This is a genomic window from Oleiphilus sp. HI0079, assembly GCF_001635105.1.
In genome coordinates this window covers 1-15,097 of sequence record NZ_LWFT01000387.1, presented here as the reverse complement: position 1 = coordinate 15,097, position 15,097 = coordinate 1, and the positions used below count along the sequence as shown (strand labels likewise).

At 46.4% G+C, this 15,097-nt stretch carries 12 protein-coding genes and 1 tRNA gene; 8 read left to right on the top strand and 5 right to left on the bottom strand.

Translation table 11 applies throughout. The annotated features are described in order from the left end of the window. The first annotated feature begins 628 nt into the window (after nucleotides 1-628). Together A3750_RS05055 and A3750_RS05050 are read left to right on the top strand one after the other, a co-directional pair. Nucleotides 629-704 (top strand) — tRNA-Gly (locus A3750_RS05055). Between the two features lie 71 nt (nucleotides 705-775). Continuing rightward, nucleotides 776-1,573 (top strand): MOSC domain-containing protein, encoded by a 798-nt coding sequence (locus A3750_RS05050; protein WP_068455666.1) that lies wholly within the window; start codon nucleotides 776-778, stop codon nucleotides 1,571-1,573. Between the two features lie 11 nt (nucleotides 1,574-1,584). Here the strand turns inward: A3750_RS05050 and A3750_RS05045 are convergent, their stop codons facing one another. Beyond that, entirely contained in the window at nucleotides 1,585-2,136 is a 552-nt protein-coding gene (locus A3750_RS05045) for a hypothetical protein (RefSeq protein ID WP_068455662.1), read from the bottom strand. 118 nt (nucleotides 2,137-2,254) lie between these two features. Here A3750_RS05045 and A3750_RS05040 point away from each other — a divergent pair, with 118 nt between their 5' ends. Then, on the top strand, nucleotides 2,255-4,174 hold the full coding sequence (locus A3750_RS05040; protein WP_068466060.1) for an ATP-binding cassette domain-containing protein: 1,920 nt from the start codon (nucleotides 2,255-2,257) through the stop codon (nucleotides 4,172-4,174). After that, nucleotides 4,174-4,641: a hypothetical protein gene (locus A3750_RS05035; protein ID WP_068457467.1), complete on the top strand. Its 468-nt coding sequence runs from the start codon at nucleotides 4,174-4,176 to the stop codon at nucleotides 4,639-4,641. Before A3750_RS05040 ends, A3750_RS05035 begins: the two co-directional genes overlap by 1 nt. Before the next feature lie 55 nt (nucleotides 4,642-4,696). Here the strand turns inward: A3750_RS05035 and A3750_RS05030 are convergent, their stop codons facing one another. Further along, a complete protein-coding gene (locus A3750_RS05030) occupies nucleotides 4,697-5,506 on the bottom strand; it encodes a hypothetical protein (RefSeq protein WP_068457469.1) in 810 nt (269 codons plus the stop codon). 347 nt (nucleotides 5,507-5,853) lie between these two features. Here A3750_RS05030 and fadB point away from each other — a divergent pair, with 347 nt between their 5' ends. From fadB to A3750_RS05010, 4 genes are all read left to right on the top strand, one after another. Next, nucleotides 5,854-8,001 carry a fatty acid oxidation complex subunit alpha FadB gene (fadB, locus tag A3750_RS05025; RefSeq protein ID WP_068457472.1) on the top strand — a complete coding sequence of 716 codons (2,148 nt, stop codon included), beginning with the start codon at nucleotides 5,854-5,856 and terminating at the stop codon, nucleotides 7,999-8,001. Nucleotides 8,002-8,031: 30 nt separating this feature from the next. After that, nucleotides 8,032-9,207, top strand: a complete 1,176-nt coding sequence (gene fadA / locus A3750_RS05020; RefSeq protein ID WP_068457473.1) for an acetyl-CoA C-acyltransferase FadA — start codon at nucleotides 8,032-8,034, stop codon at nucleotides 9,205-9,207. Nucleotides 9,208-9,537: 330 nt separating this feature from the next. Continuing rightward, on the top strand, nucleotides 9,538-12,234 hold the full coding sequence (topA, locus tag A3750_RS05015; protein WP_068457475.1) for a type I DNA topoisomerase: 2,697 nt from the start codon (nucleotides 9,538-9,540) through the stop codon (nucleotides 12,232-12,234). 40 nt (nucleotides 12,235-12,274) lie between these two features. Further along, nucleotides 12,275-13,198, top strand: coding sequence for a M14 family metallocarboxypeptidase (locus A3750_RS05010; RefSeq protein WP_068457477.1), 924 nt, complete (start codon nucleotides 12,275-12,277; stop codon nucleotides 13,196-13,198). Here the strand turns inward: A3750_RS05010 and A3750_RS05005 are convergent. The 3 genes from A3750_RS05005 to A3750_RS04995 form a co-directional block, all read right to left on the bottom strand. After that, on the bottom strand, nucleotides 13,167-14,036 hold the full coding sequence (locus A3750_RS05005) for an NAD(P)-dependent oxidoreductase (protein ID WP_068457488.1): 870 nt from the start codon (nucleotides 14,034-14,036) through the stop codon (nucleotides 13,167-13,169). The genes A3750_RS05010 and A3750_RS05005 overlap by 32 nt on opposite strands. A 3-nt stretch (nucleotides 14,037-14,039) precedes the next feature. Further along, nucleotides 14,040-14,510: a DUF1499 domain-containing protein gene (locus A3750_RS05000; protein ID WP_082863284.1), complete on the bottom strand. Its 471-nt coding sequence runs from the start codon at nucleotides 14,508-14,510 to the stop codon at nucleotides 14,040-14,042. Further along, the coding region (locus A3750_RS04995; protein WP_156498422.1) for a cell wall metabolism sensor histidine kinase WalK at nucleotides 14,507-15,097 on the bottom strand (591 nt) is incomplete at its 5' end. The genes A3750_RS05000 and A3750_RS04995, both read right to left, overlap by 4 nt.

Here is a 15,097-nt window from a genome sequence, read left to right as displayed (position 1 = left end):
CCAGAGCCAGANCCAGANCCAGAGCCAGAGCCAGAGCCAGANCCAGAGCCTGAGCCAGAACCAGAGCCTGAGCCAGAACCAGAGCCAGAACCAGAGCCTGAGCCAGAGCCAGAGCCAGAGCCAGAAGTTGAGCCAGAGCTTGCGAGTTTAGACGATGACTTTGCCGATGAGCTGGACGATGTCGTTGAAGAGCTTGAAAAGATCAGTGAGGATGCAGTCGCTGAGCCGACTGAGGCGGAGCCAGAGCTCGAAGACGAGGCTGAAGTCGCAGCTAGTATCGCTCAAGCGATAGAAGAGGCTGCAGAGGATCAGGGCGATGATAGCTTGACTGATGAAATCGAGGCTGCTCTTGATTTAAGCGACCCTTCCTTTGACGATGAGGAGTTTAATCTTGAAGACTTTGATATCGGTGACACGGACGATCTGCCTGATGAAGACAAGAAAGATTAGCTTGGTTTTAAGGGTTGGTTCACAAGATTCTTGTTAAAAGTGAAAAAACCTTAAATAAGCCCAATTAGTGCTTGCATGCCAAAAAAGGCGTCAATATAATACGCCCCACTTAAAGCAGGCGTGCACTGCGCTTGTTAGTATTTGACTTTATTGATGTTTTTCTAAAGTCACTCCTGTTGCGGGAATAGCTCAGTTGGTAGAGCACGACCTTGCCAAGGTCGGGGTCGCGAGTTCGAATCTCGTTTCCCGCTCCAAATTTTCTTCCTAGTTTGTCTCCTTACCCTTATAGTTGGTTCGCCCTATTTGTTTATAGAACCGATTTTGCATGTTTGAATTAAAAGCGCTTTACACCTATCCAGTGAAGTCTTGTCGCGGTAACGCGGTAACCTCCCTTACTCTGGATTCTTTTGGTCCGCAGCATGATCGACGCTTCATGTTGGTAGACTCTGAGTTCAAGCATGTGACGCAGCGAACTGACCCTCTCATGGCGAATATTTCTGTATGCTTTGATGGTGATCAGTTGCTCATGACTATTCAGAACGATGTCTGTCGCGTAAGCGTCTGTGAGTTTTCGGAGCCTTTATCGGTTAGTGTTTGGGCGGATCAGGTCGATGCTCTTGGGTTTGGCGGCCAAGAAGCCGTTAGGGTTGATCATGTGCTTTCGGAGTATCTGGGAAAGCGTGTACGGTTGGTTTTCATGCCTCCGTCCACCTACCGAGCAGTAGATCCTGCGTTTTCTAATGATGCCGCACAAGTTAGTTTTGCAGACGGCTTTCCAATTTTGTTGTGCAGCGAAGCATCTCTCGATGATTTGAACTCGCGTTTGAAAGATAGTGTTAGCATGGAGCGTTTTCGCCCAAATATAGTAATCTCGGGAGCGCCAGCGTTCGCAGAAAGCTTGTGGAAGCGCGTCAGGATTGGTGGTATCGATTTTGATTTGGTAAAACCGTGTTCTCGATGCAGTATGATTACGCTGGACGAGGAGGGCTCTTTTAACAAAGAGCCGCTTAAAACTTTGGCGAGCTATCGTTTAAACAAATATGGCGCCTGTTTTGGTGAAAACTTAGTACATCGTGGTGAAGGTTTTTTAGAGCTCGGTATGCCTCTGGAAGTGTTGGAATAGCCCAGATTTTCTTAAAATAGCTCTACTTCATCGCTATCATCGTCTTTCTTTGCTGCTTGTTCAAAATGGTGACGGTATATCTCTAGTGCTTCGGATACACTGGCTCCATTCATAATGTGTTCGAACATTAGTCTCTCTTCTTCCATAGAATAATTAGACTTTATGTCTGACTGAAGTTTGTTCCAAGCTTCGGGTTTGTTCGCGGTTTTTGGATCTGAGACAAGTTCGCTCAGCCAACAAAGATCTCGTTTTACGTGGTCTAGGCGTTGGGACAAGCGATCATAGAACTGGAATGCCACAATCGAGTTGACGATTGAACGGTGAATTTCATGCGCCTCGTTCCGAAACTTTTCTAGCTCTGCTTGTTCGTCTGGCAGTGTTGTTAAACGATTGATCTTTTCTGCGATAAATGAAAACGAGTTGGTGAGTTCAGCGACTGACTTTTCTCCATCTGTCATTGTGCATTCTATTTGCGAAACTGCGAGCGTCAGAAGGTTAATAGTAGATTTAACCTGCTCCCACTCAAGTTGCGCTGTGTTTGAATTATAGGCTGGTTCAGACATTTAGTATCTTCTCTAGCTGTGCTCTAATATGCGTCCGCTAACTAAAGTGTTGTGAATCATAGTCCAACACTTTGAAAAAGCGACTTCCTGATTGTAATTATTTGGTGATTCCCCCTGCATGAGTATCGTTCGCCTTGAAAATGTATCTTTAGCCTATGGCCTAAAACCTTTGTTGGATGAAGTTAGCTTCGCCATTGAACGAGAGCAGAGGCTGTGTTTGCTTGGTCGAAACGGCGAAGGAAAATCATCTCTTATGCGCTTGATTATGCGTGCCTCTGAGCCAGATAGCGGTCAGATTATCTTCGATAAGAATCTCAAAGTTGGCTTTCTTCCTCAGGATTTACCGGATGCAGATGACCAAAAAGCTTTTGATGTCGTCGCACAAGGTTTGCCAGAGGTTGGTCAGCTTCTTTCGGAGTATCACCATTTAATTGATGAAGGCACCGGTGATCTGGCGAAGCTTGAGCGCCTTCAGGGTGAGATTGAGGCGCGCGGTGGCTGGTCGCTTGATAATCAAGTGATGCAGATACTAAAACGCTTCAATATAAGGCCTGATGCCCAGATGTCGGAGTTGTCTGGTGGGTGGCGCAGGCGCGTGATGCTTGCTAAGGCGCTCATATCGGAGCCGGATCTTTTGTTGTTGGATGAGCCGACAAACCATCTTGATATTAACGCTATACGCTGGCTTGAGAAAACGCTAAAAGAGTTTCGAGGAGCGCTGCTATTTGTCAGTCACGACAGGGCTTTTATCAAAGCTCTTGCGACTGGCATTATTGAGCTCGATCGCGGTGCAATTCGCGCATTTCAGGGAAGTTACTCAGAGTATTTGCTCGAGAAGGAAAAGCTTCTTGAAGAGGAAGAAAAGCAGAATAAGCTTTTTGACAAGCGCCTGTCTGAAGAGGAAGCATGGATCCGTCAGGGCATTAAGGCAAGAAGAACCCGGAACGAGGGAAGGGTGCGCGCACTCAAAAAGATGCGAGATGAGCGAAAGGGCCGCATTGAGAAAGTGGGTGCCGCCAGTTTTGGTATTGATAGTGGTGAGCAGTCTGGAAAGAAAGTAGCAGAGTTGAAGAATGTGCGTTTTGCATTTGATGATGGCCGTGTACTGGTCAAGGATTTTTCCGGAACGATTATGCGGGGTGACCGTATCGGATTAATAGGTGCGAATGGGGCGGGCAAAACGACACTCTTGAAGCTAATTCTCGGGCAGCTAGAGCCTGACGCAGGATCTGTAGAATTAGGTACTAAGCTAAAGGTTTCTTACTTTGATCAGTTAAGGGATGGTCTTGATCAAGATAAAACGGTTATTGAGAATGTTGCTGATGGGCATGATTTTGTCGAGCTGGGAGGTTCGAGTCGGCACGTTATTGGATATCTAAACGACTTTTTGTTCACTGCAGAGAGAGCCAGAACACCAGTTCGGGCTTTGTCTGGGGGTGAGACCAATCGTTTATTGCTCGCTAAACTCTTTGCTCAACCTTCGAATTTAATTGTCATGGATGAGCCGACCAATGATTTGGATGTATCAACTTTAGAGCTGCTTGAAGAAAAGCTCGGAGACTATGATGGAACGCTGTTGCTAACGAGCCACGACCGAGATTTTATTGATCAGGTAGTTACTAGCACTTTGGTGTTTGAAGGTGGTGGTGTGGTTAACGAGTATGTTGGCGGCTATAAAGACTGGGTTCGACAAACAGGAGGTGCCCTCATTGATGAGCTCTCCGAAGAGGCTAAAAAATCAATGTCCTCAGAGGAGGCTAATTCTTCAGAGAGTGCAGTGGCGGTCACGCAGAAAAAGATTGAGCCTAAACGAAAGAAACTTAGCTATAAATTGCAGAGAGAGTTGGATTCTTTGCCTGAAAAAATCTCAGACCTGGAAGCGCAGGTTGAAAATGTGCAGCAGGAGGTTTCTCGACCAGATTTTTATGCTCAAGATCGCGCTTATGTTGACTTAAAAACGAGTGAGTTGACCCAGCTACAAGAGTCTCTAGAAGTTACCATTGAGCGCTGGATGGAGCTTGAGGAGATGGCAGGTTAATGGGCTGGTTTATTGCGGTTTTCGTGACTCTTATGATTGCAGGTTCGGTGCTTTGGATAAAACCATCTAAACGAGACTTAAGAATCACAGAGCTTCGTCGCGAAGCAATGTCTCAGGGGATACGTGTAAGGCTGGTGGATGAGAAGCTTAAAGAGAACTTGTTTCCGTGGCTTGAGGATCATCGTGGTTATGCTGTGTATGAAAATCATCAGCTACCTGCACGCGAAGGGCGGCAGATGAAAGCGTTTGAGGTTCGTAGCCAGTCGCAGTTGCACGAACTAGATATTTTGAAGTTAGACGCAGATGAAGTAAAGCTTCGGAGCTTGGAGAAAGGTTTGCCTGAAGGGGTAAGGGGGGTGGTGCTTTTCCCTGATGGAGTTGGTCTGCTTTGGGATGAGAGCAGTGGGCCTGACGCTGTCAGCGGCTTATCGCGTTCTATGGAAGGGTTAAGCGAAGCGTTTTCTTAGCCCAGAATAAAAAAAAACCGAAGCGGTATGCTTCGGTTTTTTATTTTATTCCTTCTTAGATTTGGCTAGCACCGGCTAGATCTTCGATAATTTTTTTCGTATATAGATTAACGATGAAATTCACGCGATTCTCGTTATAGTTGATAACAGATGGAGCGATGAATTCCCATTTTGTTCTAGCAGAGTCGAGCATTTTCAGAGCTTCCGGGTTGGTGGTAGTGCTCATGAGCTTGTTCAGAGTTGACTCAAATTCTTTTGCCAATGCATCGAGTGTAATATCGTTGTCATCATCCCGAGCATATACCTGACTTACTGTTGAGGTACTTCGGGCTGAGTACTTTGTCATGATTAAGGCCGCAAGTTTACCTGCATCGTGAATTAGGTTTTGTCCTTTGCTCGAGTCGATGCCAGCATCGCTTGCCACCGAGTTGTAGAGCACGCTTAACGTGTCATTAAAGTTAATGTTGTATTCCGCTAATTCTCCGACCAGGCGAAGATCGGTGTAGCCTGTATCTTTCACGATTTCTATATTTTGATTAAGAGAATCTTCGTAAGTAATCCAAGCGTCCCTTGCGGCATCGACTTGCGATGTCAAAGTAGAGTCTGATAGCAATCCTGAAATATCAATCATTAGGTCTTCTACCGTACCGACCGTAAATTGCACCACTTGCTGCTGTTCTTTGTCGGCTTGATTTGCACTGAAATTGTAGAAGCTATTTACGGAGTAGTAGCTGTTGATGGTCGCATCATAGACTTTGTCCATCGCGGCTAGCGCTTCTTCTTTTTCCATAGCCACAGCGTTAGTCGCCAAACATGTGCTCATAATAAGAGCAGCAATCGTTTGAATATGACGTTTTATTTGCATCGTTGATCTCCAGCTTGTATGCGGTGTTAAGCGTAAAAAAATGCGTTATTAGATCTAGTTTAGTTGTGATTGCCTAACTTACAACTTTGAAATACTGCAATAAGTGCTTGTTTTTTGGTGACTAAACCCCCACTTACTAATTAGGCATGAATTCTGTTGTTTGGGCTGGCTTAAAGGCACGCTTTCATTATTCGTTGACAAACGGATAATATTTCTACAAGGTACACGCCTCACGATTCAAACGATCGTATGAATTTTTGTTTTCTCACTCCATATTCATGGGGTTAAACCGATTGTCGGGCAGTTGTTGCTGTACTGGCATGAACTTATAACTTGGAGAACAGTTGATGATTTACGCAGGTAAAGCCATCACGGTTAAAGAAATCGACGGTGGGTTCGCACAATTGAACTTCGACCTAGAAGGCGAATCCGTTAACAAATTTAACCGGCTGACTATCGAAGAGCTAGGCGCTGCTGCAGAAGCACTTAAAGGCGCTAGCAATATCAAAGGTCTAGTAGTAACCAGTACAAAAGACGTGTTCATCGTTGGTGCTGATATCACAGAGTTTACAGATTTGTTTGCCGGCCCAGAAGAAGAGCTGATCGCAAACAACTTGAAAGCGAATTCTGTCTTCAGCGCAATTGAAGATCTTCCATTCCCGACAGTCACTGCAATTAACGGTATTGCGTTGGGTGGTGGTTTCGAAATGTGTTTGGCGACCGACTATCGTGTTATGTCGACGGGTGCAAAAGTAGGTCTTCCAGAAGTTAAGTTGGGTATCTTCCCAGGCTTCGGTGGTACGGTTCGGCTTCCACGTTTGATTGGTGCAGACAATGCGATCGAATGGATTGCGGGAACGAAAGAGTATCGCGCAGATGCAGCGCTTAAATATGGTGCGGTAGATGCGGTTGTTGGTCCGGAAAAATTGATGGACGCAGCAATCAATCTGCTTGAGCAGGTTAATGCGGGCAAGCTGGACTATCAAGCGCGTCGAGAGCAGAAGACTGGTAAGCTTCAGTTGAACCCAATGGAAAGCATGATGTCTTTTGAGACATCAAAAGGTTTTGTTGCGGGTCAGGCTGGCCCTAACTATCCAGCACCTGTTGAAGCGATCAAGGCGATGCAAAAACATGCTGGTATGACGCGTGACAAGGCGATCGAAGTTGAGGCGAAAGGCTTTGCTAAGATGGCAAAAACTTCTGTTGCAGCATCGCTGGTTGGTTTGTTTTTAAATGATCAAGCCTTAAAAGCGAAAGCGAAAAAGCTTGAGCCTTTAGCATCTGACGTTAAGAAGGCAGCAGTTCTCGGTGCGGGAATCATGGGTGGTGGTATTGCATATCAATCTGCTCTTAAAGGCACCCCGATCATCATGAAAGATATCGCGCAAGCTGGTATCGATCTTGGTCTTAACGAGGCGAAAAAGCTTCTCGCTAAGCGCGTTGAGAAAGGTCGAATGAAGCCGGCGCAGATGGCTGATGTACTTAATGCAATCGACCCAGCGCTAAGCTATGGCGATTTCGGTGATGTTGACCTGGTTGTTGAAGCGGTTGTTGAAAATCCTAAGGTTAAGGACATCGTTTTGCGCGAAGTTGAAGATATCGTATCGGAAGATACTGTACTTACTTCAAACACCTCGACTATTTCGATCGACTTGTTGGCTAAAAACCTGAAGCGTCCAGAGAACTTCTGTGGAATGCACTTCTTCAACCCAGTGCACATGATGCCATTGGTTGAGGTTATTCGCGGTGAGAAAACAAGTGAAGAAACAATTGCAACAACCGTTGCATACGCGAAAGCAATGGGTAAAACGCCAGTTGTTGTTAACGATTGCCCTGGTTTCCTTGTTAACCGTATCTTGTTCCCTTACTTCGGTGGTTTCTGTGCTCTAGTCCGTGATGGTGCTGACTTCCAGCGCGTTGATAAGATTATGGAAAAATTCGGTTGGCCGATGGGTCCTGCTTATTTGCTTGATGTTGTAGGTATGGACACTGGTAAGCACGCTGGTGAAGTGATGGCTGAAGGTTTTCCTGATCGCATGAAGCATGAATTCCGTACTGCTATCGATGTTATGTTTGACGATGGTCGGTATGGCCAGAAAACAGACAAGGGTTTCTACGCATACGAACTTGACCGCAAAGGTAAGCAGAAGAAAGTTGCTGACGAAGCCGTTTACGACATGCTTAAGCCTGTTGTTGAAAGCAGTAACGAGTTCACTGATGAAGAGATCATTGAGCGCATGATGGTTCCTCTTTGTATTGAAACTGTCCGCTGTCTTGAAGATGGTATCGTTGACACTGCAGCTGAGGCAGATATGGGTCTGATCTTCGGTATTGGTTTCCCTCCATTCCGCGGTGGCGCACTTCGTTATATCGATTCTGTCGGTATCGAAGAATTCAACAAGATTGCTGACAAATACGCAGATCTAGGTGCTCTATACACTCCAACAGAGGGTATGAGAGAAATGGCTAAAGCTGGCAAGAAATTTTTCGGCTAGTTACTGAAACAGAATCGAACGGAGAATATCATGAGTCTTAATCCAAGAGATGTTGTCGTCATCGATGCAGTGCGTACCCCAATGGGTCGCTCTAAAAACGGCTGTTTCCGCAATGTTAGAGCTGAAGAGTTGTCTGCACAGATGATGGATGCGATCTTAGATCGTAATGAAAAAGTAAACCCTAAAGACGTTGATGACGTGATTTGGGGTTGTGTAAACCAAACTATGGAACAAGGTTTCAATGTTGGTCGTAACGCGTTGTTGCTGACCAAAATGCCAAACACGGTTCCTGGTCAAACAGTAAACCGTCTGTGTGGATCAGCAATGACTGCGATTCACTCGGCGGCTAACTCAATCATGGCAAACACTGGTGACATTTTTATTGTTGGTGGTGTAGAGCACATGGGTCACGTACCAATGACAACCGGTAACGACTACAACCATGGTTCGGCACTCCACATGGCGAAAGCATCCAACATGATGGGTATTACTGCTGAGATGCTGGCAAAAATGCATGGCATTACACGCGAGCAGCAAGATGCGTTTGGTGAGCGTTCGCATCGCTTAGCGCACGAAGCGACAGTCAACGGTAAGTTCAAGAATGAAATCGTTCCTGTAGAGGGTCACGATGACAATGGCTTTAAAGTACTCGTTGAAGACGACGAAACGATTCGTCCTGATACAACTGTCGAGTCTTTGGGTAAGCTGCGTCCTGCTTTCAACCCGAAAGGCGGTACAGTGACTGCTGGTACGTCTTCTCAGTTGACTGATGGCTCTGCAGCAATGCTGCTAATGTCTGCTGAAAAGGCGGAAGAACTAGGTCTTAAGCCGCGCGCACGGATTGTGTCTATGGCCGCTGCAGGTTGTGATGCTGCAATCATGGGTTATGGTCCAGTTCCAGCGACCAAAAAAGCCCTAAAGAAAGCGGGCCTTACTGTTGAAGACATCGACATCTGGGAGCTTAACGAAGCGTTTGCTGGCCAGTCTCTTCCTGTCATCAAAGATCTTAAGTTGATGAACGTGATGGACGAGAAAGTGAACTTGAATGGCGGTGCGATTGCATTGGGTCACCCAATGGGATGTTCTGGTGTTCGTATTTCTGGCACCTTACTTAATATCATGGAAGACAAAGACGCTAAATACGGCGTGTCGACCATGTGTATCGGTATGGGTCAGGGCGTTACGACAGTTTGGGAACGTCTATAAGCGTAAGAGCACTATGTCGCTGATGACAACTCGGTTAGCATTCGCTTTTACCTTGTTAAAATCAGCGCCGGAGTTGTTAAGCGTTAGAAGTTAAAAAAAGCACGGCTTGTCCGTGCTTTTTTGTGTCCGTATCTTGCAATAAATTTGTTAGGAACTGCTTTGAATTCAACTTCGATTATGGTGATTAACTTAGAAAAAACTTTGCAAGTGCTTGACCACTCAGCTACAAATCAATATATATGTTGCGCTAATTCAGCTTTAAGCTCGTATACATCATTGCGTAAGTAATCTCTAAACGAGCAATTTACCCTATTATAATTTTGGAGTTATATGGCTAAGTCACTAGTCATCGTGGAATCGCCTGCTAAGGCAAAAACGATCAACAAGTACCTCGGGTCAGACTACATCGTTAAATCAAGTGTTGGTCATATTCGCGACTTGCCAACCTCTGGTGGCGCCGCTACATCTACTCCGGCAGAGAGAGCGAAACAGGCTGCCTTGACTCGTAAAATGAGTCCTGAGGAGAAAGCCGAGTATAAGAAGCGCAAATCTAAACAACAGCTCGTTAATCGAATGGGTATCGACCCGGAAAAAGATTGGGCAGCACACTATGAAATCTTACCCGGCAAAGAAAAGGTTGTTACTGAGCTTAAAAAGCTAGCTAAGAATGCAGATACTATTTACCTCGCGACGGATTTGGATCGAGAGGGAGAAGCGATCGCCTGGCACTTAAAAGAAGCGATTGGTGGTGATGAGTCACGTTATCGGCGCGTTGTTTTCAATGAAATTACGAAAAAGGCAATTCAGGATGCTTTCAAAAAACCTGATGAACTAGACCAGAGTCGTGTCAATGCGCAGCAAGCACGCCGTTTCTTGGATCGGGTTGTCGGCTTCATGGTTTCTCCTTTGCTTTGGGCTAAGATCGCAAGGGGTCTGTCAGCTGGGCGTGTGCAGTCGGTAGCTGTCAGGCTGATTGTTGAACGTGAGCGAGAAATCAGAGCATTTATTCCTGAAGAGTATTGGGAAGTATTTTCGGATTTAAATCGTGCCGACGGTGCGCAAGCGCGCTTTCAGGTTAGTAAACTCCGTGATAAAGCCTTTAGGCCTGTTTCCAAAGCAGAGACTGATGACCATCTGGCTAAACTAAAAGCCGCTTCTTTCTCTATTGCCAAGCGAGAAGATAAACCTACATCCTCTAAGCCAAACGCACCATTCATTACTTCCACGCTCCAGCAAGCCGCGAGTACACGGTTAAGTTTTAGTGTTAAGAAGACGATGATGCTAGCTCAGCGCCTATATGAGGCTGGCTATATTACCTACATGCGAACCGACTCGACGAATTTAAGCTCTGAAGCAGTAGCGAACTGTCGAGATTACATTAAAGATCAGTTTGGTGACGCTTATCTTCCTGATAACCCTCGTCTTTACAGTAGCAAAGATGGGGCTCAAGAGGCGCACGAGGCGATTAGACCGTCTGATGTAGGTGTCAAAGCAGATAAAATTTCAGGTTTGGAGAAAGATGCAGAGCGTCTTTATGACTTAATTTGGCGTAATTTTGTTGCGTGCCAGATGAATAATGCACAGTTTCTCAGCTCTTCAGTGGAAGTGAAGGCCGCTGATTACACGCTTAGAACGCGTGGACGTATTCTGAAGTTTGATGGCTTTCTAAAAGTAATGCCGACCTCAAGCAAGAAAGACGATGATGTAATCCTTCCAGACTTTAAGGTTGGTGACTCTCTCACGCTTGAGTCGCTTGAACCGAAACAGCACTTTACCAAGCCGGCACCTCGATACTCTGAGGCGGCGTTAGTTAAAGAGCTTGAAAAACGAGGCATTGGTCGTCCTTCAACCTACGCCGCGATTATCTCTACGATTCAGGAACGCGGATACGTGCGTGTTGAGAATCGTCGTTTTTATGCAGAGAAGATGGGTGATATCGTCACTGATCGTCTTGCTGAGTCTTTCCCTGATTTGATGTCTTACAACTTTACGGCAGAAATGGAGGAACAGCTCGATGAAGTTGCTATGGGCAAGCGAAACTGGAAGGATGTATTGAATCAGTTCTATGGTGACTTCACCATAAAATTGGACAAGGCAGAGGCGGCCAACGATTCTGGCGGCATGCGTTCAAATGAGCCTGTAGAAACAGATATTCCATGTGGGAACTGTGGCCGGAATATGCAGATACGAACTGCAAGCACAGGCGTTTTTCTTGGATGCTCTGGTTACGCATTACCGCCTAAAGAGCGCTGCAAGAATACAATGAATCTCGTTCCAGGTGATGAGGTCGCAAGTGCCGATGATGACGAAGGCGAATCAAAGCTTCTTCGTAAAAAACATCGTTGTTCCATTTGCTCAACATCAATGGAAAGCTATTTGATTGATGAGAAGAGAAAGCTGCACGTATGTGGAAATAATCCGGATTGTGCAGGGTATGAAATAGAGCAGGGCGAATTTCATATTAAAGGTTACGACGGCCCAACGCTTGAGTGCGATAAGTGTGGCGCAGAGATGCAGCTGAAGTCTGGGCGATTTGGTAAGTATTTCGGGTGTACGAGCGATTCGTGCAAGAATACGCGGAAGTTGTTGCGAAGCGGTGAACCAGCGCCACCAAAAATGGATCCCGTGCCGATGCCAGAGCTACAGTGCCAGAAAGTCGAAGATACTTATGTATTGAGAGATGGCGCCGCAGGACTTTTTCTGGCAGCTAGTCAATTTCCAAAGAATCGCGAGACGAGACCGCCTTTAATTGCAGAAATATTGCCGCATAAGGACGAGATTGATCCTAAATATAGTTTCTTGTTTGACGCTCCTATCGCAGATCCTGACGGGCACCCTAGCGTTGTTCGCTTTAGCCGTAAAACGAAAGAGCAGTACGTTATGTCTGAAGTCGAAGGAAAGGCAACTGGTTGGACGGCTTACTATCAAAATGGGAAGTGGGTTGAGAGCCTGCCTAAACCTAAGGCTAAACCAAAAGCTAAACCAAAAGCCAAGGCTAAACCGAAAGCTAAGGCCAAGAAAGCGTGATCGGTCTTAGTCGAGGTTGATTGGTAACGGGAACAATTGAGTGCTGGCATATCCTATCGGATCGTTGGGGCAACCTTGGGGCGAAGCTGAAAAGGCTAGTTGGCAAAATGCCACAGAGATTCAGCGTTCATATCAGAGTCTCGTGGTTGATCGCGTATTCGCTCTGTCTGGACGCTTTAGCGTTGCAGTCTATGGGGCGCTTTCTCATGACCCTCTGCGCTACCCCTTATACGCGCTGGAGACGCTTTCTCCTGACCCTGAGTTGCCTTGGGTTTTAGTGACGGGTGGTGTTCATGGGTACGAGACTAGTGGGGTTTTTGGCGCTTTGTCTTTCCTTGAACGTTCGGCTCAGAGCTATCAGAATCACTTTAACTTTCTTGTTCTTCCTTGTATCAGTCCTTGGGGCTTTGAAACAATTAATCGTTGGAACATAGCGACGATCGACCCCAACCGTTCCTTCAAAGAGGATGGATTGTGTGAGGAAGCGCGTTTCGTGATCCGTTTTCTGGCTTGCATGCAGCGTGAGTTCATCATGCATATTGATTTGCACGAGACAACGGATACCGATGAATCTGAGTTTCGTCCCGCACTTGCGGCGAAGTTAGGGCAACGTTATGAGCCGACGGAGATTCCCGATGGCTTTTACCTTGTAGGAGATTCGAATAACCCCCAGTCTAGTTTTCAGGCTGCCATTGTTTCAGCGGTAAGTGAGATAACGCATATCGCTCCGAACGACGCGAAAGGGCGCTTGCTCGGTGATATTGCTGCCCAAAGGGGCGTCGTGAATTATGCCTACAGATCGCTTGGTCTTTGCGCAGGTGTAACGAATGCGCCTTACACGACAACGACGGAAGTGTACCCAGATAGCGCATCTATAACTCCAGACGAGTGTATTGATGCCCAGGTATGCGCATTAGAGGCAGGACTGACGTTTATTTCTTCTGTAGACGCGTTAGAAGACTAGAGGTGTCCCAGCGTCCACCGTCCATGTCTTGTACATCCCCATAAAACTGATCTACTAGTGCGGTGACGGGTAGTTTTGCAGCAACGCGCCGAGCTTCCTCTAGGCATATTCCAAGATCTTTTCTCATCCAGTCGACGGCAAAGCCATGCTCGTACTCATTCGCGATCATGGTTTTATGACGATTCTCCATTTGCCAGGACTGAGCCGCCCCCTTTGAAATAACTTCAATGACGTTATGCGGGTCTAGTCCGGCTTGTTGCGCAAAATGAATGGATTCCGCCAAACCCTGCACCAATCCCGCAATGGCAATCTGGTTACACATTTTTGTGAGTTGCCCTGAACCCGTGTTTCCCATACGTTTGCAAGATTTCGCGAATGCGTTGATAAACGTTTCCGCTTTTGAGTAGGCGTCTTGATCCCCTCCGCACATGACGGTCAATTGACCATTGATGGCGCCTTGTTCGCCACCAGAAACCGGTCCATCTACAAATGAAATACCGTGTTGCTTGGCCTCGGCGTATAGCTCTCGGGCAACGTCCGCAGAGGCTGTCGTATGATCAACGACGAGTGTTCCTTCAGGAAGCGATGTTAATAGAGCTGATTCACCGAGAAACATTGAGCGGAGGTCATTGTCATCACCGATACACGTCATGACACAATCAACGTCATGCGGTATCTCTGTCCAATTTTCAATTCCGGTTCCTGAAAACTCGCTCAGCCAACGAGTACGCTTTTCTGGTGATCGGTTATAAACATACACTTCATGTTCTTTAGAAAGATGTCCCGCCATGTGGTATCCCATGACGCCCAAACCAATGAAAACAACCTTTGATGGCATGATCTAGTTCTCACTTAATTGTTTCCGAAGCTGTTCGATGCGTTGACGATTCACGCCAAAGTCTGAATGACCAAGGCGAGAAGCCGAGCGCACATCGATTCGCTGTTGCGACGGAATGATTAAAAATTCTACGTCGTCAACGTAGCCCATAATGTCGCTAGTGTATTCCGCATAAATATAGCTTTCTGTGTTGACCACAATTTCCGCGCTTGGGTTGCGTTCTATCGCTGCCGAAAGTTTGGCGCTGTTTGTTCCTGCTGTTTGAAAGGGCAGAGGAGTAATCTTATGGCTTTCTTCTTCGTTGTCTAAAGAGCTTACGCAATTCGGGCTGCTTGGGCAGAGTTGAAGGGCAGTTTGAGGGCTGCCGAGATAGGCTGGTCTACTTCCGCTGCAGGCGACAAGGGATAGCGCCAATGCGACGCTGAATGTTCCATAGAATGTGCGTTTTAGTTGTGTGAATGTTCGTGCGTTCATAATTCGTCCTGATAGCCTGTCACGTTGAGGATGGGTAGCTTAACGGTAAAAGTGGAACCAATTCCATAGGTGCTGTCTACACTGATGGCACCGCGATGTTTTTCAATAACAACTTGGACGAAATTTAGGCCCAGCCCCGCTCCTTTCGGGCCAGCTCGCTCACTTTCTTTTTGACGTCTGAAGCGTTCGAAGATAAATGGAAGTTCGCTTTCTTTAATGCCGTAGCCCTGATCTTTGATGGTAATGACGGCTAGGCTATCTTGTTTCTGGACGTTAATCGATATTGTGGTGTTTTGATCGCTGTACTTAGTTGCGTTGCTTAATAGATTGATCACGCTTCGTTCAATCAGCTCGGCGCTTCCCCAAAGCCATGCTTCATCGATCCCACTAAGTGTCATTTCAATGTTCTTTTGACGCGCTAATTGATCAACAGAGTCAATTGCATTCTCAATGGCATTGATCAGCTCAAATTCATAGAAGTCATCTTCAAGTACTTGTTCTGCCCGTGTGATTTGTAAGAATTGATCTGAAAGTCCCAATGAACGTTCTGCATGCGAGGCAAGCTGATCAATTATTTTTTCCCCCCA

Excerpts from the sequence above, each read along its gene's own strand:
- A3750_RS05050 (WP_068455666.1), top strand. The coding sequence starts at position 776 with ATGTTTGAATTAAAAGCGCTTTACACCTATCCAGTGAAGTCTTGTCGC.
- A3750_RS05045 (WP_068455662.1), bottom strand. The coding sequence starts at position 2,136 with ATGTCTGAACCAGCCTATAATTCAAACACAGCGCAACTTGAGTGGGAG.
- A3750_RS05040 (WP_068466060.1), top strand. The coding sequence starts at position 2,255 with ATGAGTATCGTTCGCCTTGAAAATGTATCTTTAGCCTATGGCCTAAAA.
- A3750_RS05035 (WP_068457467.1), top strand. The coding sequence starts at position 4,174 with ATGGGCTGGTTTATTGCGGTTTTCGTGACTCTTATGATTGCAGGTTCG.
- A3750_RS05030 (WP_068457469.1), bottom strand. The coding sequence starts at position 5,506 with ATGCAAATAAAACGTCATATTCAAACGATTGCTGCTCTTATTATGAGC.
- fadB (WP_068457472.1), top strand. The coding sequence starts at position 5,854 with ATGATTTACGCAGGTAAAGCCATCACGGTTAAAGAAATCGACGGTGGG.
- fadA (WP_068457473.1), top strand. The coding sequence starts at position 8,032 with ATGAGTCTTAATCCAAGAGATGTTGTCGTCATCGATGCAGTGCGTACC.
- topA (WP_068457475.1), top strand. The coding sequence starts at position 9,538 with ATGGCTAAGTCACTAGTCATCGTGGAATCGCCTGCTAAGGCAAAAACG.
- A3750_RS05005 (WP_068457488.1), bottom strand. The coding sequence starts at position 14,036 with ATGCCATCAAAGGTTGTTTTCATTGGTTTGGGCGTCATGGGATACCAC.
- A3750_RS05000 (WP_082863284.1), bottom strand. The coding sequence starts at position 14,510 with ATGAACGCACGAACATTCACACAACTAAAACGCACATTCTATGGAACA.